Annotated in this window: 22 protein-coding genes and 1 pseudogene; 17 read left to right on the forward strand and 6 right to left on the reverse strand. The window is 58.4% G+C overall.

From position 1 onward, the window contains the following. The first annotated feature begins 2 nt into the window (after window positions 1-2). From ACGYK4_RS16775 to ccmI, 3 genes are read left to right on the forward strand one after another with little or no spacing between them, the layout of a single operon-like run. Window positions 3-569 carry a DsbE family thiol:disulfide interchange protein gene (locus ACGYK4_RS16775; RefSeq protein ID WP_009824474.1) on the forward strand — a complete coding sequence of 189 codons (567 nt, stop codon included), beginning with the start codon at window positions 3-5 and terminating at the stop codon, window positions 567-569. After that, on the forward strand, window positions 566-1,036 hold the full coding sequence (locus ACGYK4_RS16780; protein WP_009824475.1) for a cytochrome c-type biogenesis protein: 471 nt from the start codon (window positions 566-568) through the stop codon (window positions 1,034-1,036). The genes ACGYK4_RS16775 and ACGYK4_RS16780 overlap by 4 nt, the downstream gene beginning before the upstream one ends. After that, on the forward strand, window positions 1,033-2,190 hold the full coding sequence (gene ccmI, locus ACGYK4_RS16785; protein ID WP_043847209.1) for a c-type cytochrome biogenesis protein CcmI: 1,158 nt from the start codon (window positions 1,033-1,035) through the stop codon (window positions 2,188-2,190). The genes ACGYK4_RS16780 and ccmI overlap by 4 nt, the downstream gene beginning before the upstream one ends. Window positions 2,191-2,470: 280 nt before the next feature. On the opposite strand, the gene ACGYK4_RS16790 is transcribed toward ccmI, so the two are convergent. From ACGYK4_RS16790 to ACGYK4_RS16800, 3 genes are all read right to left on the reverse strand, one after another. Next, window positions 2,471-2,782 carry a DUF2933 domain-containing protein gene (locus tag ACGYK4_RS16790; RefSeq protein WP_037953520.1) on the reverse strand — a complete coding sequence of 104 codons (312 nt, stop codon included), beginning with the start codon at window positions 2,780-2,782 and terminating at the stop codon, window positions 2,471-2,473. A 119-nt stretch (window positions 2,783-2,901) separates the two neighbouring features. Then, a complete protein-coding gene (locus tag ACGYK4_RS16795) occupies window positions 2,902-3,444 on the reverse strand; it encodes a hypothetical protein (RefSeq protein WP_050672448.1) in 543 nt (180 codons plus the stop codon). Between the two features lie 97 nt (window positions 3,445-3,541). Then, on the reverse strand, window positions 3,542-3,988 hold the full coding sequence (locus ACGYK4_RS16800) for a DUF411 domain-containing protein (protein ID WP_043847208.1): 447 nt from the start codon (window positions 3,986-3,988) through the stop codon (window positions 3,542-3,544). 125 nt (window positions 3,989-4,113) lie between these two features. On the opposite strand from ACGYK4_RS16800, the gene ACGYK4_RS16805 reads away from it, so the two are divergent. The 10 genes from ACGYK4_RS16805 to ACGYK4_RS16850 all read left to right on the forward strand — a co-directional run bounded on the left by ACGYK4_RS16805 (window position 4,114) and on the right by ACGYK4_RS16850 (window position 12,157). Next, entirely contained in the window at window positions 4,114-4,833 is a 720-nt protein-coding gene (locus tag ACGYK4_RS16805) for a response regulator (RefSeq protein ID WP_050672447.1), read from the forward strand. Then, window positions 4,830-6,272 (forward strand): ATP-binding protein, encoded by a 1,443-nt coding sequence (locus ACGYK4_RS16810; protein ID WP_050672446.1) that lies wholly within the window; start codon window positions 4,830-4,832, stop codon window positions 6,270-6,272. Before ACGYK4_RS16805 ends, ACGYK4_RS16810 begins: the two co-directional genes overlap by 4 nt. A gap of 17 nt (window positions 6,273-6,289) precedes the next feature. After that, window positions 6,290-6,883, forward strand: a complete 594-nt coding sequence (locus tag ACGYK4_RS16815; protein WP_005619183.1) for a L,D-transpeptidase — start codon at window positions 6,290-6,292, stop codon at window positions 6,881-6,883. 128 nt (window positions 6,884-7,011) lie between these two features. Further along, window positions 7,012-7,584, forward strand: coding sequence for a L,D-transpeptidase (locus ACGYK4_RS16820; protein WP_043847205.1), 573 nt, complete (start codon window positions 7,012-7,014; stop codon window positions 7,582-7,584). After that, window positions 7,584-8,042 carry a c-type cytochrome gene (locus ACGYK4_RS16825; RefSeq protein ID WP_394457481.1) on the forward strand — a complete coding sequence of 153 codons (459 nt, stop codon included), beginning with the start codon at window positions 7,584-7,586 and terminating at the stop codon, window positions 8,040-8,042. The genes ACGYK4_RS16820 and ACGYK4_RS16825 overlap by 1 nt, the downstream gene beginning before the upstream one ends. A 5-nt stretch (window positions 8,043-8,047) precedes the next feature. Then, on the forward strand, window positions 8,048-8,647 hold the full coding sequence (locus ACGYK4_RS16830) for a cytochrome c (protein WP_009824484.1): 600 nt from the start codon (window positions 8,048-8,050) through the stop codon (window positions 8,645-8,647). Window positions 8,648-8,651: 4 nt separating this feature from the next. Continuing rightward, complete coding sequence (locus ACGYK4_RS16835) at window positions 8,652-9,542, forward strand: cytochrome c (RefSeq protein WP_009824485.1); 891 nt, start codon at window positions 8,652-8,654, stop codon at window positions 9,540-9,542. 16 nt (window positions 9,543-9,558) lie between these two features. Then, window positions 9,559-10,947, forward strand: coding sequence for a multicopper oxidase family protein (locus tag ACGYK4_RS16840; protein WP_050686572.1), 1,389 nt, complete (start codon window positions 9,559-9,561; stop codon window positions 10,945-10,947). Beyond that, window positions 10,944-11,438 carry a cytochrome c gene (locus ACGYK4_RS16845; RefSeq protein WP_005619169.1) on the forward strand — a complete coding sequence of 165 codons (495 nt, stop codon included), beginning with the start codon at window positions 10,944-10,946 and terminating at the stop codon, window positions 11,436-11,438. Before ACGYK4_RS16840 ends, ACGYK4_RS16845 begins: the two co-directional genes overlap by 4 nt. Further along, window positions 11,438-12,157: a DsbA family protein gene (locus ACGYK4_RS16850; protein WP_043847202.1), complete on the forward strand. Its 720-nt coding sequence runs from the start codon at window positions 11,438-11,440 to the stop codon at window positions 12,155-12,157. Before ACGYK4_RS16845 ends, ACGYK4_RS16850 begins: the two co-directional genes overlap by 1 nt. An 8-nt stretch (window positions 12,158-12,165) precedes the next feature. Here ACGYK4_RS16850 and ACGYK4_RS16855 read toward each other — a convergent pair whose 3' ends face one another. Continuing rightward, window positions 12,166-12,372 carry a heavy-metal-associated domain-containing protein gene (locus ACGYK4_RS16855; RefSeq protein WP_081285560.1) on the reverse strand — a complete coding sequence of 69 codons (207 nt, stop codon included), beginning with the start codon at window positions 12,370-12,372 and terminating at the stop codon, window positions 12,166-12,168. Window positions 12,373-12,506: 134 nt separating this feature from the next. Between ACGYK4_RS16855 and ACGYK4_RS16860 the strand changes: the two genes are divergently transcribed. The 4 genes and pseudogenes from ACGYK4_RS16860 to ACGYK4_RS16875 all read left to right on the forward strand — a co-directional run bounded on the left by ACGYK4_RS16860 (window position 12,507) and on the right by ACGYK4_RS16875 (window position 17,275). Further along, window positions 12,507-15,017 carry a heavy metal translocating P-type ATPase gene (locus ACGYK4_RS16860; protein WP_043847201.1) on the forward strand — a complete coding sequence of 837 codons (2,511 nt, stop codon included), beginning with the start codon at window positions 12,507-12,509 and terminating at the stop codon, window positions 15,015-15,017. Window positions 15,018-15,026: 9 nt separating this feature from the next. Further along, window positions 15,027-15,416, forward strand: a complete 390-nt coding sequence (gene cueR / locus ACGYK4_RS16865; protein WP_005619161.1) for a Cu(I)-responsive transcriptional regulator — start codon at window positions 15,027-15,029, stop codon at window positions 15,414-15,416. Window positions 15,417-15,535: 119 nt separating this feature from the next. After that, window positions 15,536-16,486: a DUF305 domain-containing protein gene (locus tag ACGYK4_RS16870; protein WP_050686576.1), complete on the forward strand. Its 951-nt coding sequence runs from the start codon at window positions 15,536-15,538 to the stop codon at window positions 16,484-16,486. Window positions 16,487-16,554: 68 nt separating this feature from the next. Further along, window positions 16,555-17,275: pseudogene (locus ACGYK4_RS16875) on the forward strand (MauE/DoxX family redox-associated membrane protein). Between the two features lie 2 nt (window positions 17,276-17,277). Here the strand turns inward: ACGYK4_RS16875 and ACGYK4_RS16880 are convergent. Beyond that, window positions 17,278-19,368 carry a protein-disulfide reductase DsbD family protein gene (locus ACGYK4_RS16880; RefSeq protein ID WP_394457485.1) on the reverse strand — a complete coding sequence of 697 codons (2,091 nt, stop codon included), beginning with the start codon at window positions 19,366-19,368 and terminating at the stop codon, window positions 17,278-17,280. 81 nt (window positions 19,369-19,449) lie between these two features. Beyond that, on the reverse strand, window positions 19,450-19,659 hold a 210-nt coding region (locus ACGYK4_RS16885), incomplete at its 5' end, for a hypothetical protein (RefSeq protein ID WP_394377333.1).

Below are 19,659 nucleotides of genomic sequence, written 5' to 3' on the forward strand. Positions count from 1 at the left end.
GCATGGGACGTATACTGGCATTCATTCCGCTGGCAATCGCGGCCATTTTCGGGGGGTTTTTTCTGTGGGGCTTGAACCCGGACCGGGACCCGAACAACATTCCTTCGGTTCTGATCTCGCAGCCGGCACCCGAATTCGATCTGGCCGCTGTCGACGGGTTGGAGACGCCAGGGCTTTCCCGCGCCGATCTGGTCGGGAACCCGCGACCGGTCATCGTGAACGTGTTTGCCTCGTGGTGCGTGCCCTGCCGGGCCGAACACGGGGTTCTGACCCAGATGGTCGAAAAGGACGGGCTGACGTTGTTCGGGATCAATTACAAGGACAAGCCGGAGGATGCGACTAAATGGCTTGCTGAGCTTGGCAATCCCTACGAAAGGATCGGGTCTGATCTGAGCGGCAGAGTGGGGATTGAATGGGGCCTTTCGGGCGTACCTGAAACATTCATTGTCGGCTCTGACGGGACGGTGTTGTTCAGATATGTCGGCCCCGTCGTGGGCGAAACGGCGATTTCCACATTCAGGGAAGCATTGATCCAGGCTGGCGCGTTAGCAAGGGGCCAGAACGGATGAGGTATATCGCATTTGCTTTCCTCCTGCTGCTTCCGGTGACGGCCTTGGCGGTCGAGCCAGACGAGATGTTGCAGGATCCTGTACTGGAGCAACGCGCCCGTGAAATATCACGGGAACTGCGCTGCGTTGTCTGCCAGAATCAGGACATCGACAGCTCCAACGCCGGGGTTGCGCGGGACCTGCGCATACTGGTGCGCGAAAGGCTTGTTGCCGGTGACAGCGACAAGGAGGTCATCGCGTACATCCACGCCCGGTATGGCGATTATGTCCTGATGCGCCCGCCCCTGAATCGCGCCACTCTCGCGCTCTGGATGGCGCCCTTCGTGTTTGCGCTTGTTTCGCTGCTTGTCGGCTGGACCGTCATTTCGAGAAGCCGGCGCAGGGCTGCCGCAACGGGATTTTCCGATGACGAAAAAGCGGAAATTGCGCGTTTCATTGAAGAGAACGCTTCAAAGGACGGTTCATGATCTGGTTGGTTTTCGCCCTGTTATCCGTTGTAGGTCTGCTTTTCATGGGCCTGCCGCTGCGCCATCGGTCGTCGCGGACACCCGTCCCGGCTGACGCCACGGATGCGGTCCTCATGGATCAGTTGGATGAGGTTCGGCGGGATCTTGAGCGCGGTGTCATTTCCGACACCGAGGCCACGGCGGCGGAGCAGGAGATCAAGAGACGGATCCTCGTGCAGTCGCGCCGGTCCGTTCTGTCAGATGGGAAACCGGCGGCAGGGGGCCGCTTGATGGTCGTTCTGAGCGCAGTGTTCGTGCCGGTCTTCGCTTTTGGATATTACTCCGCAATGGGCTCGCCAGAGATCCCAGGTGTCGCCTTTGCCGAACGTGCCACTGAACGGCAGGAAGCGGCGGAAATCGCCGAATTGACAGATCGTCTGTACGTCCGGCTCAGTTCAGACCCCGAAGGCGGGCCTTCGGAAGGCTGGATGCTGCTGGGGCAAACCTATTCGAAAATGGGCCGGTATGCGGATGCAGCCGATGCATATAGAGTTGTCGCACAACGACCGGAGGCCGATTCCGCCGTCTTCTCCATGTTGGCCGAGGTTCTGATCTACGCAGAGCAAGGTGTGGTGACACCTGAAGCGGACACCGCGATTGATCGGGCGTACGAACTGGATCCTTCCAATCCCGGTGCTGCCTTTTTCAAGGCAGTCTCGCTCGAGCAGAAGGGCGATGAGGCTCGGGCTCACGAAACGCTGGTGGCCCGGCTGGACGATGCGGATAGGTTTTTCCCGTGGATGGAAAGCTTTGTTGGCGAAGCCAACCGGATTGGCGCGAAGATCGGCAAGGCTCCGATCTCGCTGGCCGACTATGCCCCGAAGACCAGTGCGTCCGGCCCGACACAGGAAGACATCGAAAACGCGCAGGACATGAGTGTGGAGGAACGACAGGATTTCATCCGCTCGATGGTCGAACGGCTGGCCACGCGGCTGGAAGATGAGCCTGACGATCTTGATGGATGGATGCGGCTTGGCAATGCCTATTCGGTTCTGGGTGATACCGCGCCGGCAATCGCGGCGTTTGAACACGCTGAAATCCTGTTGTCGGAGGTGCCGGGAGATGACCCGCGCCGTCAAGCCGTGCAAAGCGCGTTGGAACGGTTGCGCCCGTAGTGGCGTGGGCGACCGTCGCTGTGCAGGTGAATGTGAGGCAGGATCAAGGTTTGGCGCTTAATCGAAAGCCCATCCGGTCCGGCCGTCGTCACAGACTATTTCGTGGGTAGTACCTTCAGACTGACCGACCAAGCGACATCCTACGGGAAGCATGACGTCGTGTGCCGCATCCCGTGTCACGGAAGGGGGCTCAAGTGGGCAAAGCTTGCCCGAGGCCGACTGGGCACAACCGCCGAGGGCCAGAATACCTGCAATCGGAATTCCGATTGTCAGCCGCGTTCTAGCGGGCGCGTACCAGTTCTCGTTCGGGAGCTTGGCCATCTTCAAATTCTGCATCCACAGTCGCCTCGTTCGCCTGTTCAACTCTTGACCCGTGACACGACTTTCCCATCATCCTGTGCATGACGACATGCGCACCAAGACAAAGTGCGAGCGGCGCAAAAAGGCCGACGTTGCCCCACAGACCCGCGATCGTGCCGCCTGCAATAAAGAATGCGGCGACTGGAAACAACATAACGGCACAACAGGCCATCATACCATACTGCATCAGTTTCGATGAACCGGTGGATTTTTGACTTTGATTGTCAGACATGTAGCTCTCCAGAATATGCTCGTGTTCTTCTGCGACATTCCAGTGAGGCAAGGTCAAGGGTACATTCGGATACAATTTGATCAGATGACAGCCTGCGGGTCGTTGACCAAGTTGGCCCGTCAGGTTGCCAGATCCAACGCATAGGACAGGAATGTGACGAGGGGGATCGGGGTCAGGCTGAACAGCAAGGCCATGCTCATTGTCCTGAACATGGTAGGCTTCGATGCCTCGCCAGAAGGTTCTGTCAGAACCACCAGAAGCGCGATGAAGGTGCCGGGCGCCAGGGCATAGAGATATACGCCCGAGATGTTCCCAAACATGAACGACCGCTCGAGCGTTGGTCCGACCACGCTCAAAGCTGTTGCACGGCTGCCGTTGAACGAGCCGAACAGATCGGCCGACATCACATAGACGGCAATGTGAACCCCAATGAATGCGACACTCCGCAGCAGGCCATCTAAAACCAGGTAAACAATCGGCCGATGCTGGTACTGCTTCAGCGCGACCGATGCGGAAACGAACCCCAAGTAATTCACGAGGAAAACGACCACAAACCCATTGGTAAAGACCTGCCGGAGGAAGCGCGAGAGCGCGGTCCCATTCGTCAGCAGCAGCGTCGCAAAACCAGGCGTTGCGAGGATGTAGACAAGCAGGAACGGCAATATGCTTGCCAAGCTCAGAACGGATACGTTCCAACAAAATCTGCCGAATGGTAAGGTCGGCGAAAAACTTTGTCGGAACGTATCGCGGGCAAACACGTCAGCCGTGGGTTGCGAAGACTTGCGTCGACCCATCCATCAGTACAAGCAGCACATCATAGGGATCACCTTGGGGGCCCATGCCGGGCGAACCCATGGGCATTCCCGGTGCTGTCAGTCCGCGCGCGACAGGTTTTTCGCTCAGCAACCGCCCGATGTCAGCCGCAGGCACGTGACCCTCGACGAAATATCCGCCCACGGACGTAGTGTGACATCCTGCCAGTTCCGGCGCGATGCCGTGTTTCTGCTTCAGAACCTGAAGCGTGTCGTAATCCACGTCCTCGACCGATGCCTTGAAACCGGCAGCGATCATCTCATTTACCCAAGCGCCGCAGCAGCCGCAGGTCGGTGTCTTTGTCACCTGCAACGTGGGTGCGGCGGTTTGCGACAAAGCAGGCCCGGCCAAGGCCAGGCTGAGTGCCGTAAGGCCAAATTCACGTCGGTTCACTTAAAACTCCTCGATGTTCTTCCTTAAATAGTTGCTCGGTATCCCGAAGTCGACTGCCCGCGCTGTTACATTTGGCTACAAACACGGGATGGGCGTCCCTTGGTGAAAATGACTATGTTGGCGGCATGAGCGATCTGCCACGCATCCTTGTCGTCGATGACCATTCAGAGATTCGGAAATCCGTCACCAGTTATCTGGAACGCAACGGCATGCGTGCTTCAGCGGCGGAAAATGCAGTTGAGATGGACGCAAGGCTGGCGGAAGCGCATTTCGATCTGATTGTCCTCGATGTGATGATGCCGGGGGAAGACGGGCTGTCCGCGTGCAGGCGATTGCGCAAGGAAGGGCATATTCCGATCCTGATGCTGACCGCATTGGGTGACGACGAAGACCGCATCGCGGGTCTGGATGGCGGGGCAGACGATTATCTCGCCAAGCCGTTTAATCCCAAGGAACTGGTGGCGCGGATCAACGCGATATTGCGTCGGACGCAGCTGATCCCAAAACCGAATGGTTTTGCGGGGAAAACGTTGAAGTTTGCACACCTAAAGCTGGATTTCGATGGCCGCACACTGATTGACCAAGGCGGTTCGCGTACGCAACTTACATCCGGTGAACTCAAACTCCTGACCCTGTTCCTGCAAAGGCCAAGGACGGTCATTGGCCGCGACGAGCTGCTCAAATTGAGCACCGGCCGGGTCGCCGGTCCATTGGACCGAACCATCGACAATCAGGTGAGCCGGTTGCGCCGGAAGATGGAAGAGGACGTTTTGCGCCCGAAGATCATCGCGACTGTCCGGCATGGGGGGTATAGTCTTTCCTGCGATGTCGAGATTTGCGAATGAAGCTGCTTCCGCGGACGTTGCGTGCACAGATTGCCCTTCTGGTCCTCGGTGTCTTGATCCTCGCGCAAGCTCTGAGTCTTTGGTTTTTCGTTGATGAACGCTCGTTAGCCATTCAGGCCGCCATCGGTGCCGAAGCCGCCGGAAGGGCCGCAAATGTCGCACAGTTGATTGAAGGCGCACCCCCGGAATTGCATGCCCAGATCGTCCGCGCGGCAACGTCTCCGCTCGTACGGTTCGACCTTACAGACGAGCCGTCGGTTGCACACGGACAACACGATGACGGTGGAGCGGTCGAAGCGCGGATACGGGCACTGCTTCAGGAAAGCTACAGCCGGGATATCCGGGTTGAGGTTCATGAAATCGAGGGAGGTCTGCTGCCCCTTCCGAACCTGTCACCGGAAATGGCGCAAATGCACGCCGAAATGATGCAGGGCAGCCTTGCGGCCATCGAGATGGAGCTGTCCATTGCGCTGTCCGGTGGGAATTGGCTCAACATCGAGACGCGGTTCGAACGGCCGCCTCTGCAAAGGTCGCTGGCGTCCAACATATCCTTTGCACTGACTGCGGGACTTCTGCTGGTTGCAAGTTTCTGGTTTCTCCTGTCCCGATTGACCGGACCACTCAACGATCTCGCGACTGCGTCCGAACGTCTGGGTCGCGGCGCCGCCAAGGGCGATCTGCCGGTCGTAGGGCCGAAGGAAGTTCGGGATCTGACCCGATCATTCAACATCATGCAGGATCGCCTGACGCGATTTGTCAGTGACCGGACCCAGATGCTTGCAGCGCTTGCGCATGATCTGCGCTCGCCTTTGACGGCGCTTAGGGTGCGGGCCGAAATGGTGGACGACGAAGACACGCGCACGTCCTTGGTGGCGTCAAGTGAAGAGATGCAACGGATGGTCGATGCGACCCTCGATTTCGCGAAGGGCGTCGGACAGCATGAAGAGGTCCAATCGGTTGATTTGCACGATCTGATCACTGGTATGGGCTTGGACAAGGTTCAGGTGACCAGCCAAGGTCCACTCATCGTATCCGTGAAACCAAGCGCGATGGGGCGCGCGTTGAGAAACCTGATTGAGAACGCGATCCGCTACGGGAGTGAGGCCAGGGTTTCGTGGCAACGCATGGGCAGTGAGGTAGTGGTCGCCATCGACGATCAGGGGCCCGGTATTCCCGACAATCAGCTGGAGGCTGTTTTCGGACCCTATGTCAGGCTCGAGACGTCGCGATCACAGGATACCGGCGGTCATGGCCTGGGGCTGTCGATTGCGCGCAGCATCATCCTTGAGCACGGTGGTTCTATCGAACTGAAAAACCGCACTGATGGGGGTCTGCGCGCTGAAATCACGCTGCCCGTCAAACAAAGCGCCGAGTCAGCCCCGAAAGAGGAAGGCTCGCCACATATGGCGCGGGTTGTTCGTCACCTCAAACCCGACTAGTTTAGTGAGGCAAGTATATGAAACGAAGATATTTCCTGACTTCTGTTGCAGCTCTTTCGGTGAGTGGAAAAACAGCATTCGCGCATAGTGACGCAGAGCACGACCGGCGCGTCGGGCCATCTGTGGTGCCCCCGGAGCAGTTGCCGCGCCAGGTTCCGTTCACCGAGGCAGACAAACCGGGAGAAATACATGTCGATCCGAACCAGTTCGCTTTATTTTGGACTTTGCCGAACAATCGGGCAATCAGGTATACCGTCGGAATTGGCCGGGAGGGGCTCTATGAATCCGGCGAGTTCTATGTCGCGCGCAAGCAAAAGTGGCCGCGGTGGACGCCCACACCCGCCATGATAGCCAGAGATCCTGACCGATATCTTCGTTTTGCGGGCGGTGTGCCCGGTGGGCTGAACAATCCACTCGGTGCCCGCGCCTTGTATCTTTACCAGCCAGGGCGTGGGGACACCTACCTGAGAATTCACGGCACAACGGATCCGAAGACGATTGGTCGACGTGTCTCAAACGGCTGTGCAAGGCTTACCAATAATCAGATCATCGAACTCTATGAGAAGGTCCCGCTCGACACGCGTGTTGTCCTGAAACCCATCGAGGTTTGAGGCAGCAGCGCGAAGACGTGTCCGTTGGCCGGGATACATATCGTTACATAATATCAGGCCCCGGACTGTTCATGAAATGCGACCAGGCGGGTAGTCTAGTGGATAGGCAGACAACAACATGAGGCCATATGATGACCCGCAAGCAAACACGTGTAACGCGTCGAGCATTCACGGCAGGTGCCGCATCGGCAGCTTTCGCGGCCCCGTCCATCCTGCGTGCGCAGGTGGATCAAACCAGTGTCCGAAGGAATATCTCATCGTTTCGTACACACGCTTGGCAAGACCACTTTGACGCTTTGGACAAGGGTATCATCATCGCAGACACCGTTACCCGCGTGATGCAACACTGGACGGCCGATGGCGAAATGCGCATTTATCCGACATCGGTTCCCTTGTCTGACGAGCTGACAAAGCGCGGCTACACGACAGTCACGTTCAAGGACCCCGAACCTGACTGGACCCCTACACCCTCCATGCGCGAACGTGACCCGTCTTTGCCAGCCTATATGCCGCCCGGGCCGGATAACCCGTTGGGCGTCCGTGCCCTGCACCTGAGTTGGACGTACTACAGGATTCACGGCACCCATGATACGCGCAAGATCGGAAGACGCTCTTCAAGCGGGTGTATCGGTCTCTACAACGAGCAAATCATCGAGGTGTTCGAAAGGACACCGGTCGGCACGCAGGTACGATTAATCTGATGTCGAAGTCCGGCATCCTGATTGCGGCGTTTTTTGTCGTCGGTGGCGCGGTTGTGATCTGGCAGCAATTGAAGCCATCGTCTTCGATGCCCGGCCACACAATGACAACGCCTGATCTTTCGCAGACGGAAGAGGGCGCGCCGATTGCAGACGTGGTTGTGCCTGCTGAATTCTCAGCAAATGCCCAATTGGGAAAGCGTGTTTTCGATGGCGCTTGCGCCGCTTGTCACGGTGCGAATGCTGCCGGACAGAATGGCGTGGCACCGCCGCTTGTCCACAAGATCTATGAACCGAGCCATCACGGTGACGCCGCTTTTTTGCTTGCCGCGAAACAAGGTGTCAGAGCGCACCATTGGAAGTTTGGCAATATGCCGCCAGTTGAAGGCGTCACGCCCGGCGATGTGAAGATGGTTGTTGCATATGTGCGGGAACTTCAGCGCGCCAACGGGATCAATTGACAGGAATGACCAACTTGAACATGAAGATATGGATTACTGCCATTGCGATCGGGACGACCGGCGTTGCTGCCTTGGCGCATTCCGGAGCAACCGGCGTGGTGCTGGAGCGGATGCAGGGCATGTCCGCGATGGCCAAAACACTCAAGACGCTATCACCCATGATGCGGGGTCAGGTACCTTATGACGCCGATGTCGTCCGCAGGGAAGCTGGCGCGATGATCGGCCATGCCGGTGAGCAAATGACGCGACTGTTTCCTGAAGGCTCGGGTGGCGGAGTGTCCAAGGCGTTGCCGTCGGTCTGGGAAAACAGCGAAGAGTTCGCGGCCCTTGCGCAAGAGTTGAGAACAGCCGCCGAAGGATTGAAGTTGAGCGCAGGCAATGGGTTGGCCGCAGCACAGGGCAACGGTAGCGAATCAATGATGGGCGGCGCCACTGACGGGATGATGGGTGGCGGGTCCGCGCCTGCAATGGGAGGGGGCATGATGGGATCGGACCTTCCCATGACGACCGAGATGTTTGCGGACATGCCGACCGACCGTGCGTTCGCGATGGTCGCCCAGACCTGTTCGGCCTGCCACCAGAAGTTCCGCAAAGAGGACAAGTGATCAGATGCGGTGGTGGCGTTGGATCATCGGTGCGGGGGTCGTCGGCGGCATCGGCGTTGTCGCGGCAACGATAGCCTGGCCGATCGGTGCGCCAGTCTCGGACCTGACCCTGCAAGGCGATGCCCAGCGGGGGTCGTATCTGGCGCGCGCCAGTGGATGCATTGCGTGCCACACCAACTTTGAAGCTGGCGGGGCGCCATTGGCAGGAGGAGCGCCACTCCGGACCGATTTCGGGACATTCTATCCGCCAAATCTGACCACCGATGTCGAATTCGGGATTGGCGGCTGGACAGTAGAAGAGTTTGCAAAAGCGGTAAGGCAGGGAATTTCCCCGGACGGAGACCCCTATTATCCCACCTTCACCTACCCGTTTTATGCAAATTACACGGATCAGGACATTGCCGATCTGTGGGCCGCGTTCCAGACCGTGCCAGCCGTGAATGTGCCGACCCCGTCCCATGAGGTGCCTTTTCCGTTCGATCAGCGATGGGGGATGAAACTTTGGCGGGCGGCTTTTCTGACAAAGCCTGACACCGCACCAGAGGCGGACCGAAGCGATGCTTGGAACAGGGGCAAGCTGCTGGTCAACGGGGCGGCACATTGTGCTGCCTGCCACACAACGCGGAACTTTGCAGGCGCACGCATAGTATCGAAGAGGTTTTCCGGCAACGACGCCTTGCCGGGAGGTGGCAAAGCACCTTCGATCCGGACGCGCGATCTTGTGTCCGAAGGCTGGACAACAGACGATATGGCTTATGCATTGCGATCTGGCATAACGCCGTCTGGCGACGTATTTGGTGGATCAATGGCCGAAGTCGTGCGCTATGGCACGGGCTTTCTGAGCGACGCAGACCTGAATGCGATGGCCACCTACCTGCTGGACAACAAATCATAATCTTGGGAACCCACGAATGATCACGCTCAATCGCCGCCAATTTCTGGCAACATCTGCTGCGTTCAGTGGTCTGTCGGCCAGCACTGGATTTGCGGGCACGCCATTCGCGACCCTGACAGCCCAGCAAAGCGACGTGCAGCTGCTGCCCGGCAACTATGGCAAGACATCGCTTTGGTGCTTTGACGGCGGCTCACCCGGTCCGGAGATTCGCGTGGCGCAGGGGGGGCGTGTCCAGCGCAGATTGGTCAACCGGTTTTCTCAGGGAACGTCGACGCATTGGCACGGCATCCGCATCGACAATGCGATGGATGGCGTTTCCGGCCTGACACAGGATGTGGTCCAGCCGGAGGAAACATTCGACTATGACTTTACTGTCCCGGATGCCGGGACCTATTGGTACCATGCCCATAATAGGTCGTTTGAGCAGGTGGGCAGAGGGCTTTACGGTGCACTGATCGTGGAAGAGGCCGAGCCTCTCGACATTGATCGCGAGGAAGTCCTGATCCTGGATGATTGGCTTATTGACCCCGAAACCGCGCAGATCAAAGACGACTTCGGAGCGCCTCATGATCTCAGCCACGCAGGGCGCATCGGCAACCTGCTGACGACCAATGGAACCTTCAATCTGGGCCTGAGTGCACGCAAGAACGAAAGACTGCGCTTGCGGCTGATCAATGCTGCCAATGCGCGCAATTTCCAACTGGGGCTGGAAGGCCTTGACGGTTGGGCGGTTGCTTTGGACGGCATGCCCCTGGCTGCACCCATTAAGGTGACGGAGCCGATGATCCTCGCTCCGGCTCAACGGATCGACCTGATCGTCGATGTGGTCGCGGATGTTGGTGAAACGGCTCATATTCTTCAGTTCGGCCGGGAAGAGGCCTTCAGCCAGGTTACATTCGAGGTCGTTGAGTGGGGCTCGAAAAATCGTCGAGACGCGCCTTTGGCCTTGCCGCCGAACGACCACAGGATGGTCGACTTGAGTGAAGCCACGATGCTCAGCCTGAGTATGGAAGGCGGTGCCATGGGGCGGATGAGGTCCGCTTCCCTTGGGGGCGAACTCAAGCCGATCGGCGAGATCGTCGAGGCCGGGTATTTCTGGTCGTTCAACGGCAAAGTGGACGGGATCAACGGTGATCCCCTTGCGCGGCTGGACCGCGGCCAGAATGTACGATTGAAGATCGTGAACGACACGGCGTTTCCGCACGCGATGCACCTGCATGGCATTCACTTCCACGAGGTCGCCGAAAACGGCACCCTCGGACCGCTGCGTGACACGACCCTTCTTGAACGGGGTCAGACGCGCGAGATTGCCTTTGTGGCGGACAACCCGGGCCAATGGCTGCTACATTGCCACATGCTGTCGCATGCGGCTTCGGGCATGATGACCAAGATCGTCGTTGGATGACCCCGCGATCCGTCTATCTTGCGTTGGGCGTAGTTACCGTTGCGGTGGCTACCATATTCCTGTGGACCCGGTCCGGCGGAACCGACCATACGGCGGAAAACCTCATCAACTCCTCAGCCGATGTGGCCGCGGGCGAAGTCCTCTATGCCGAAAATTGCGCCGCGTGCCATGGCGCAAATCTGGAAGGTGAAGAAAACTGGCGCAGTCCGCGTGATGACGGAAGCCTGCCCGCACCGCCGCATGATGCAAGCGGCCACACTTGGCACCACGCGGACAGCATGCTGTTCGCCTACACCAAGCTGGGGGGCGCCGAGGTTCTCGCGGCGCAAGGCGTTGACTTCAACAGCGGCATGCCCGGTTTCGGCGACCAACTGAGCGACGGGGAAATCTGGGACATCCTCGCATACATCAAGTCAACATGGCCGGAGCGTGAACGCGCCACGCAAGCCGAGCGCACGGCCCAGGATATTGCCTCACAAGGAGACGGATAATGAAAAGATTCTTGGCTACCACCGCACTGTTAATGCTTCCGATCGCTGCGATTGCAGACGGCATGGACGAAGACCGGATCAAGGAACTGGTGCTGGAAGCCATCCGCGAGAATCCGGGCATCGTGTTCGAGGCCGCGCAGTTGTTCGAACAGCAACAGCAGGCGTTGCAGGCGCAAGCCGCAGCGCAGGTTTTCGATACGGAAAAAGCCACGCTTGAAAATGATCCCAATGCGCCCGTTCTGGGCAATCCGGATGGCGATATCACGGTTGTCGAATTCTTCGACTACAACTGCCCCTATTGCCGCCGGGTTAAACCTGAAATGGAGGCCCTGCTCGCTGCTGATCCCAACGTCAGGGTCGTTTACCGGGAATGGCCCATTCTGGGGGACGGGTCGGTTTTTGCCGCCCGCGCGGCGCTGGCGTCCCGAAACCAGGGCAAATATGAAGAGTTTCATTGGGCCATGATGCAACTGAAGGAACGCGCAGAGGAAGCATCGATTCTCCGCACTGCGGAAGACATCGGCCTCGATGTTGCACAGTTGCGTCGCGACATGAACGGACCGGAAATCGAAGAACACATACAGACTTCCATGCGGCTTGCGCAATCTCTGGGGTTCAGTGGCACACCTTCATTTGTGATCGGCGACAGTCTTGCGCCGGGCCTGATCCAGGCGGACCAGATGATCGAGCTTGTCGATCAGGCACGGGCCGCCGAATAAGGACAATCCTACGCGGCTGAAGCGTCGTAGCCAGCGTCAGCGATGGCTTGCCGCACGGTCGCCTGTTCCAATGTGCTTTGGACAGTGACAAGGCGAAGGTCCAGATCGGCCGTGACAACGGCTGATGGATCCTTTGCCTTGATGCCGCTTTCTATAGCGGATGTGCAGTGTCCACAGCTCATTTTCGGGACGGAAAAAATCATGAAGGCCTCCATTTTTGGTACAACCTCAGACTTGGTCGTTCCATCGGGAGGAAGGTCAAGCAAATATCAAAAAAAATTAGATACTCTCTTGAGCTTCCAGCAACTGGAAGCCCTATATCAGGGTAAGTTCAACCGAGGAGGCCCTCATGACCGACCCCAATACGATACGTCTATCCGTTTCCGGCATGAACTGTGCGTCTTGTGTGGGCAGGGTTGAGAAGGCTTTGAACGAGGTTCCGGGCCTTTCGAACGTCAGTGTCAACCTTGTGAACGAAACGGCTCAATTTCAGATGGATAATCCGGCCACCACGGGCGTGGCGGTCACGGCCCTCTCGAACGCCGGATACCCGGCACGGACGGGGCGCGTAACATTGAACGTAGACGCCATGTCCTGCGCGTCCTGTGTCGGTCGGGTTGAAAAGGCGCTTGTACGGACACCCGGCGTATTGAATGCGGCGGTCAATCTGGCAACCGAAACGGCTGTGGTAGAGTATCTGCCAGATGCCATCACCCCGGAAAAGATTGCCCGGATCAGTACGGAGGCGGGGTACCCGGCCGAGATTGCGCAGAGCGATGCGCACGAGGACCGATCGGACCGCAAGGCAGAAGAAGCCGACGCGCTGGCGCGCCGTGTCATCCTTGCCGCGATCCTGACCGTGCCGGTGTTCGTTCTGGAAATGGGAAAACATACCATACCCGGCTTTGAGGGCCTGATTGAGAGCACAATCGGCATTCAAACGTCATGGCTGATCCAATTCGCGCTTGCCACGGTGGTTCTTTTCGGACCGGGTTGGGGGTTCTTTGCGAAGGGCATTCCGGCGTTGATCAAGCGTGCCCCGGATATGAACAGCCTTGTCGCACTGGGAACCGGGGCGGCGTGGACTTATTCCGTAGTCGCGACCTTCCTGCCTCAGGTGCTGCCTGACGGTGTGCGCGCCGTCTATTTCGAAGCAGCGGCGGTTATTGTCGTTCTGATCTTGTTGGGTCGCTGGCTTGAAGCGCGGGCCAAGGGCAAGACCGGTGCAGCCATTCAGGCCCTTCTTGGTCTGCAGGCAAAGACAGCCAGGGTCCTGCGTGACGGGCAGGCGACCGAGGTTGACATCAAGGAACTGCGGATCGGCGATCAGATCCTCGTGCGTCCCGGTGAAAGGCTGCCTGTCGATGGCGAGGTCACAGAAGGATCAAGCAACGTCGATGAAAGCATGATCACCGGTGAACCCCTCGCCGTGCCAAAGGCTGCTGGCGAACCGGTGACCGGCGGCACGGTGAACGGCACCGGGAGCCTGACCATAACGGCGACGCGAGTCGGGGCGGATACCACGCTGGCGCAGATTATCCGCATGGTCGAAGATGCTCAGGGGGCCAAGCTGCCGATCCAAGGCCTAGTGGATCGCGTGACCATGTGGTTCGTGCCTGCCGTTCTGGTTCTGGCGCTTGCGACTGTGGTTGTCTGGCTGCTGGTCGGTCCCGATCCGGCTCTGACCTTTGCGCTTGTGGCGGGTGTCTCCGTTCTGATCATTGCGTGCCCCTGCGCCATGGGGTTGGCCACGCCCACCTCGATCATGGTGGGGACAGGACGCGCGGCTGAGATGGGGGTGTTCTTCCGCAAGGGAGATGCGCTGCAACATCTGGATGAAGTTGGCGTTGTCGCATTGGACAAGACCGGGACGGTCACGCAAGGGCAACCCAGTTTGACAGACCTCATCACGGCCGACGGCTTTGACCGGGCAGAGACACTCGCCCTCATCGCATCTGTCGAGGCGCAGTCTGAGCACCCGGTGGCAGAGGCCATTGTGCAGTCCGCAAAGAGCGAAGGCCTGTCCTGGCCCGATGCGACGGAATTCCGGTCCGTGACCGGCTACGGTGTCGAGGCGCTTGTCCAGGGCCGCAAGGTTCATGTCGGTGCGGATCGCTTCATGGTGCAGCAGGGCATTGACACCAGCCCGCTGGAAGACCGCGAAAGGGCCTTGGCCGAAAAGGGACGCACCGCGCTTTATGCTGCGGTGGACGGATCCCTGGCGGCCGTGATTGCCGTGGCAGACCCGGTCAAATCCTCCAGCGCCGAAGTGATCGCAGCTCTGCATGATCGAGGGATCAAGGTCGCGATGATCACCGGAGACAAGAAGGCCACGGCAGATGCCATCGCCCGCGAGGTCGGGATCGACCATGTCATTGCAGGGGTGTTGCCGGATGGAAAAGTCGCCGCCCTGGACGAATTGCGGCAAGGGAACAGCAAGATCGCCTTTGTCGGAGACGGCATCAACGACGCGCCAGCGCTGGCCCATGCCGATGTCGGCATCGCCATCGGAACCGGCACGGATGTCGCAATCGAAAGCGCCGACGTGGTGTTGATGTCGGGCGACCTGCGCGGCGTGGTGAATGCCATCGACGTGTCGCGCAAGACCATGCGCAACATACGGCAGAACCTTATCTGGGCCTTTGGCTATAACGTCGCGCTGATCCCTGTGGCGGCGGGCGCGCTTTACCCGGCCTTTGGATTGCTCCTGTCGCCGGTGTTTGCCGCCGGGGCCATGGCGCTGTCCTCCGTGTCGGTTCTGACCAACGCGCTGCGGCTGCGACGGATCAAGGCGACGATGTCGGAACAGGATCCGCCCCACGACGCGGAGACGAAATTCGCAACGCAGCCCGCAGAATAGGAGACAGGTGTGAACATCGGAGAAGTATCAGAACGCGCGGGTTTGCCAGCGAAGACAATCCGCTACTACGAAGACATCGGCCTTGTCCGGCCTTTGCGCAGCGACAACGGCTATCGCGCCTTTCGCGACAGCGACATCCACAAGCTCGCATTTCTCGGTCGCGCCAGGACGTTCGGGTTCTCGATCGAAGACTGCCGCACGCTGCTTGATCTCTATGAAGATGAGACGCGGGAAAGTGCACAGGTCAAGGCTGTCGCTCAAGAGCATCTGGCCGCCGTTGACGAAAAAATCGCCCAGCTCAAGTCGATGCGAGAGACCCTGGCTCACCTCGTTGACGCCTGCCAGGGCGATCACCGCCCCGATTGTCCAATCCTGAAAGATCTGGCCAAAGACCCGTAACGCACGATGCCTGGGCCAGACATTTATGGGGTTTCATGCCGTTTCGATATATCGTCTTGAAACCCTCCAGCGCTGGAATGTTGTTCCTCCACAAATAGAATCCATGATGGAGAGATCAGATGTCTGAAGATGCGATCGGGAAATCTCGTGGCGGGTCCGATACCCGTTCAAGTGAAGGTGCAGCACATTCGGGAGGCCATTCAGGTTCATCCTATGGCCGGTTTCTGGCGATGGTCGGCACATCGACTGCGATCATGTTCGGCCTGATGTACATCAACTCGTACTCCTTCGAACATGTCTACTGGAGCGAAACCCGATTTTACATGACGTTCATCATGGGCGCGACGATGGCGACCGTGATGCTCCTTTTCATGTTGAACATGTACAAGAACAAGGGCGTCAACGCCGCGATCATTCTCGGGTCTGTCGTGATGTTCGCCGGCGCGCTCTGGCTCGTGAGAAGCCAGGAGACCATTCAGGACGAAAGCTGGATGAGCGCGATGATTCCGCACCACTCCATTGCGATCATGACAAGCGAACGGGCCGAGCTGACAGATCCAAGGGTCGAGGCGCTGGCTTCGGAAATTGTGACGGCGCAAAACCGCGAAATTTCCGAAATGCGTTTCCTCATAGATGACATTGAGGCAAATGGCGAAGCCGGTCCTGAATGGCCACTTGGTGAAGCGGACGGTCCGGCTGAAATGGAGGGGCTTCAAGAAGCGATTGCAACCCCGGTGATTGCCGGAATCCGTCCTGCACCGCTCAAAGCCGAAGAAATAACACGCGCACTGGGGTCCGACGGACAATGCCGTTTCATTCGCGCCGTGAACGCCGATCCCATTCTGGTCACGGACGGGGCGGGGAACGGCGTCGCCAAGATATCCGGATCGCTGGTCAACTTCACGTCGCAAGACACAGTGACGTCCGGTGGCGTCCTGTCTGCCGATGGTGGCCAATTCACGCTGGCGCCGGGTGACGCGGACGGTGAAGACGCCACCCTGCTGTTTGAATTGACGGGAGAGACGCCTCTGACTGTCGGATTTACCGGGTATTGGACCTGCAACGGTTAAAGGATTTAAAGGAACGCGTCATGACGAGAGAGGCAAAATCCACCCCGAAGACGGCGGTTTTGTACCGAATGGTGATGGAGGAGCATGTTTGTCCCTATGGGCTGAAAATCGAAGGACCTGCTTGAGCGGGAGGGGTATTCGATTGAGGACCGGCCTCTGAACACCCGCGAGGAAACGGATGCTTTCATGGAAGAACACGGTGTCGAAACGACTCCGCAGACCTTTATCGGCAATGAAAGAATTGGTGGCTATGACGCGCTGAGGGAATTTTTCGGCCAGGACGTAAAGGATGACGACGAGACGACTTATCAACCCGTCATTGCGATATTCGCGGTCGCATTCCTTATGGCGCTTGGTCTCAGTTGGGCGTTTTACGGTTCGATCCTGACGCTGCGGGCATTCGAGTGGTTCATCGCGATCTCGATGAGCTTTCTTGCTGTTCAAAAACTGCAGGACGTCGAGACGTTTTCCACGATGTTTCTGAACTACGATCTGCTTGCCCAGAAATGGGTGCGCTATGGCTATGTCTATCCCTTCGGCGAAGCACTTGCCGGTATTCTCATGGTCGCCGGTGCCTTGGTCTGGATCAGCGCGCCTGTTGCACTGTTCATCGGTACGGTCGGAGCGGCTTCAGTTTTCAAGGCCGTCTACATCGATAAGCGCGAGATCAAGTGCGCCTGCGTGGGCGGCGGTTCAAACGTGCCGCTGGGTTTCGTGTCCCTGACCGAAAACCTGATGATGATATTCATGGGCGTCTGGATGTCGGCGCGTGCGATGGGCCTCTTTTAGGCCTAACCATCCGTTTTCAAAGCGGTCACAGGGTCGCCAAGTGCAGCCCTGCTCAGCGCGTCGAGAACGGCTTCGGACGTCAGAACCTCGGACAGGATGATCCCGTCTGGCGCGTTTGGCCCGTAGACGATGTTGAACGGGATGCCAAACCTGTTGTGGCTTTCCAGATACCGGGAAATGTCAGTGCTGGACCTAGTCCAGTCTGCCCGCATCGCAACGACATTATCACCCCGCAGTTGGTCGACCACGGGCGCACGGTCCAGCACCAGCGTCTTGTTGGCCTTGCACGTCAGGCACCAGTCTGCGGTCACGTCGACAAAGACGGTTTTTCCCTGCGACACCAGTTTCGGTATCTCGGAGCGATCGAACGCGACCCAGTCCTGGCCCACCGCTCTCGTCTGCGGCGGGATTGTCAGCGCCGTCGGCACCAGAAGGCTGAGAACAGCAACCACCACCAGCGCTGTCGGGCGCGTCAATCTGCCCGGCAAACGTATTGTTGCGAGAAGAATGAAAAGGCTCGTCATAAGCAGCACGGTCATGGCCACCCGGCCACCCGCCACCCCTATCAGTACCCAGAGCAGCCAGATCGCGGTCCCGGCCAGAAGACCGGCAAGCACCCATTTGACGACAACCATCCAACGTCCCGGCCTGGGCAACAACCGGACCAGACCAGGCTTCCCCGCCAGAACCAGATAGGGCAGGGAGAGCCCAAGCCCCAGAGCCGTGAAAACGAGAATGACATCAATCGGGCGCCCGGACAGGGCAAAGGCAACCGCTGTCCCCAAAAACGGGGCCGAGCAGGGCGTGGCCAGCACCGCCGCGAAGGCGCCTGTTGCAAAATCTCCGCCATACCCGTCGCGACCGCTTGATCTGGCCAGCCGTGACTGCAACCCGGAGGGCAATGAAACTTCGAACACCCCGAACAGATTGGCAGAGAACACGGCAAGCACCAGAAACATGACGGTCAGGAAAACAGGGCTTTGGAATTGCAGGCCCCACCCAACGGTGACGCCGACGGATTGCAGAACCAGAATGATTGCGGCGAGGGCCCACATGAACACCAGAACGCCAAGCGCCGACATCAGGAACCCATTCCGGACCTCGTGCGCTGGCTTGTTTCCATGATTGAGAACCGATGTCAGCTTGATGGACAGGACAGGCAGAACACAGGGCATGACATTCAGGATCAGACCGCCAAGAAAGGCAAAGGCCGCAATCGCCAGGATTTGCGTCAGATCCGGCAGGTTCGCCATAACCTCGAATGGTGCACCCGGGATGCGGTCTGACCAAGCGGGCTGCGCTGTCACCGCGCGTGATCCATCGGTCAAAGTCAGTTGCAGGGGCGGCGGATCCTCCCCTTGCGCGAGAAGAGGCAGCTTGGCCCAAAGGGCTGTTCCCGCATCATCGGTTCGGATGTCCGGTTTGCCAAAGGTGAATTCCGGCCCCAGTTCCGGAAAGATATCCGGCTTCACAAAGGCATTCGCACTGCGCGCCGTCACATAAAGCGCATCATCCGCGATCACCGCCGTTTCGACAATGATGTCGCTCTCTTCGGGACCAAGCGGCACCCGCTGGGCATACTCCGAAATCAGGCCCGCCGCCTTCGCGTCAATCCCGGTGCCCGCCGGAATTGTCAGTGCGAGATCGAAATCATGCGGCACACAGACAGTCGAGCACGCCAGCAATGAAACACGCGCCTGCAATGTTGCGGACTGGCCCGCAGTTTCGAGAACTGCCTGAATGGGCAGGACGACACGGGTCTTGTAGCCAAAATTCTCGATGCCGAATGCCGTGAAGCGCTCAGGCGCGGGCCAGAGCATCTGTGCGCTCACCAGATTTTCCGATCCATCCCATGAAATTTCAGGCGGCAGACCCACCTCGCCGGGCGAACGCCAATAGGCTTTCCAGCCCTCGGCCAGCTCGACATCCAGGCCAAGGGAAAGGGTTCTGGAGGTTTCCACGACCCCATTTTCAACGGAGATGAGCCGGGCCGTGATTGTTGAATTCTCGTAGGTATCGCTCGATGCAGCAAAGCCCATGGAGGCCCAAAGGCAAGCCATGAGAAGGAAGAATAGGCGCAACGTGGTTCGCATCATCTTTTGGCTCGCTTCCACCCTTGTCCCGAGATCGAAATCCGAAGCACCTCTATGGCTGCATCTCCCGGTTGGTCAACTTTACAAACGGATACAATGTCGTTTGTGAAGCCATCCCGCTGCGAGAATAACGCGACGAAGTCCGCGTTCGTAGCAGGAAGGCCAATAGAAGCTTTTTTCTTCATTGAACATTTCAATCGCAACCGCGGCCTCCAACCTTCCAGCGCTGGAAATTGAAACCAAATGCGGATGACTTAGTTGAACGCTTAGCAATTGAGAGAAGGAAGAAGA

The sequence above is a fragment of the Sulfitobacter sp. 1A13368 genome, assembly GCF_043557275.1.
Lineage (GTDB): Bacteria > Pseudomonadota > Alphaproteobacteria > Rhodobacterales > Rhodobacteraceae > Sulfitobacter > Sulfitobacter faviae.

Coding starts and splice junctions, on each gene's coding strand:
- ACGYK4_RS16790 (WP_037953520.1), bottom strand. CDS start 2,782: ATGTCTGACAATCAAAGTCAAAAATCCACCGGTTCATCGAAACTGATG.
- ACGYK4_RS16775 (WP_009824474.1), top strand. CDS start 3: ATGGGACGTATACTGGCATTCATTCCGCTGGCAATCGCGGCCATTTTC.
- ACGYK4_RS16840 (WP_050686572.1), top strand. CDS start 9,559: ATGATCACGCTCAATCGCCGCCAATTTCTGGCAACATCTGCTGCGTTC.
- ACGYK4_RS16835 (WP_009824485.1), top strand. CDS start 8,652: ATGCGGTGGTGGCGTTGGATCATCGGTGCGGGGGTCGTCGGCGGCATC.
- ACGYK4_RS16855 (WP_081285560.1), bottom strand. CDS start 12,372: ATGGAGGCCTTCATGATTTTTTCCGTCCCGAAAATGAGCTGTGGACAC.
- ACGYK4_RS16825 (WP_394457481.1), top strand. CDS start 7,584: ATGTCGAAGTCCGGCATCCTGATTGCGGCGTTTTTTGTCGTCGGTGGC.
- ACGYK4_RS16830 (WP_009824484.1), top strand. CDS start 8,048: ATGACCAACTTGAACATGAAGATATGGATTACTGCCATTGCGATCGGG.
- ACGYK4_RS16820 (WP_043847205.1), top strand. CDS start 7,012: ATGATGACCCGCAAGCAAACACGTGTAACGCGTCGAGCATTCACGGCA.
- ACGYK4_RS16805 (WP_050672447.1), top strand. CDS start 4,114: ATGAGCGATCTGCCACGCATCCTTGTCGTCGATGACCATTCAGAGATT.
- ACGYK4_RS16880 (WP_394457485.1), bottom strand. CDS start 19,368: ATGCGAACCACGTTGCGCCTATTCTTCCTTCTCATGGCTTGCCTTTGG.
- ACGYK4_RS16815 (WP_005619183.1), top strand. CDS start 6,290: ATGAAACGAAGATATTTCCTGACTTCTGTTGCAGCTCTTTCGGTGAGT.
- ACGYK4_RS16860 (WP_043847201.1), top strand. CDS start 12,507: ATGACCGACCCCAATACGATACGTCTATCCGTTTCCGGCATGAACTGT.
- ACGYK4_RS16810 (WP_050672446.1), top strand. CDS start 4,830: ATGAAGCTGCTTCCGCGGACGTTGCGTGCACAGATTGCCCTTCTGGTC.
- ACGYK4_RS16780 (WP_009824475.1), top strand. CDS start 566: ATGAGGTATATCGCATTTGCTTTCCTCCTGCTGCTTCCGGTGACGGCC.
- ccmI (WP_043847209.1), top strand. CDS start 1,033: ATGATCTGGTTGGTTTTCGCCCTGTTATCCGTTGTAGGTCTGCTTTTC.
- ACGYK4_RS16845 (WP_005619169.1), top strand. CDS start 10,944: ATGACCCCGCGATCCGTCTATCTTGCGTTGGGCGTAGTTACCGTTGCG.
- ACGYK4_RS16850 (WP_043847202.1), top strand. CDS start 11,438: ATGAAAAGATTCTTGGCTACCACCGCACTGTTAATGCTTCCGATCGCT.
- ACGYK4_RS16870 (WP_050686576.1), top strand. CDS start 15,536: ATGTCTGAAGATGCGATCGGGAAATCTCGTGGCGGGTCCGATACCCGT.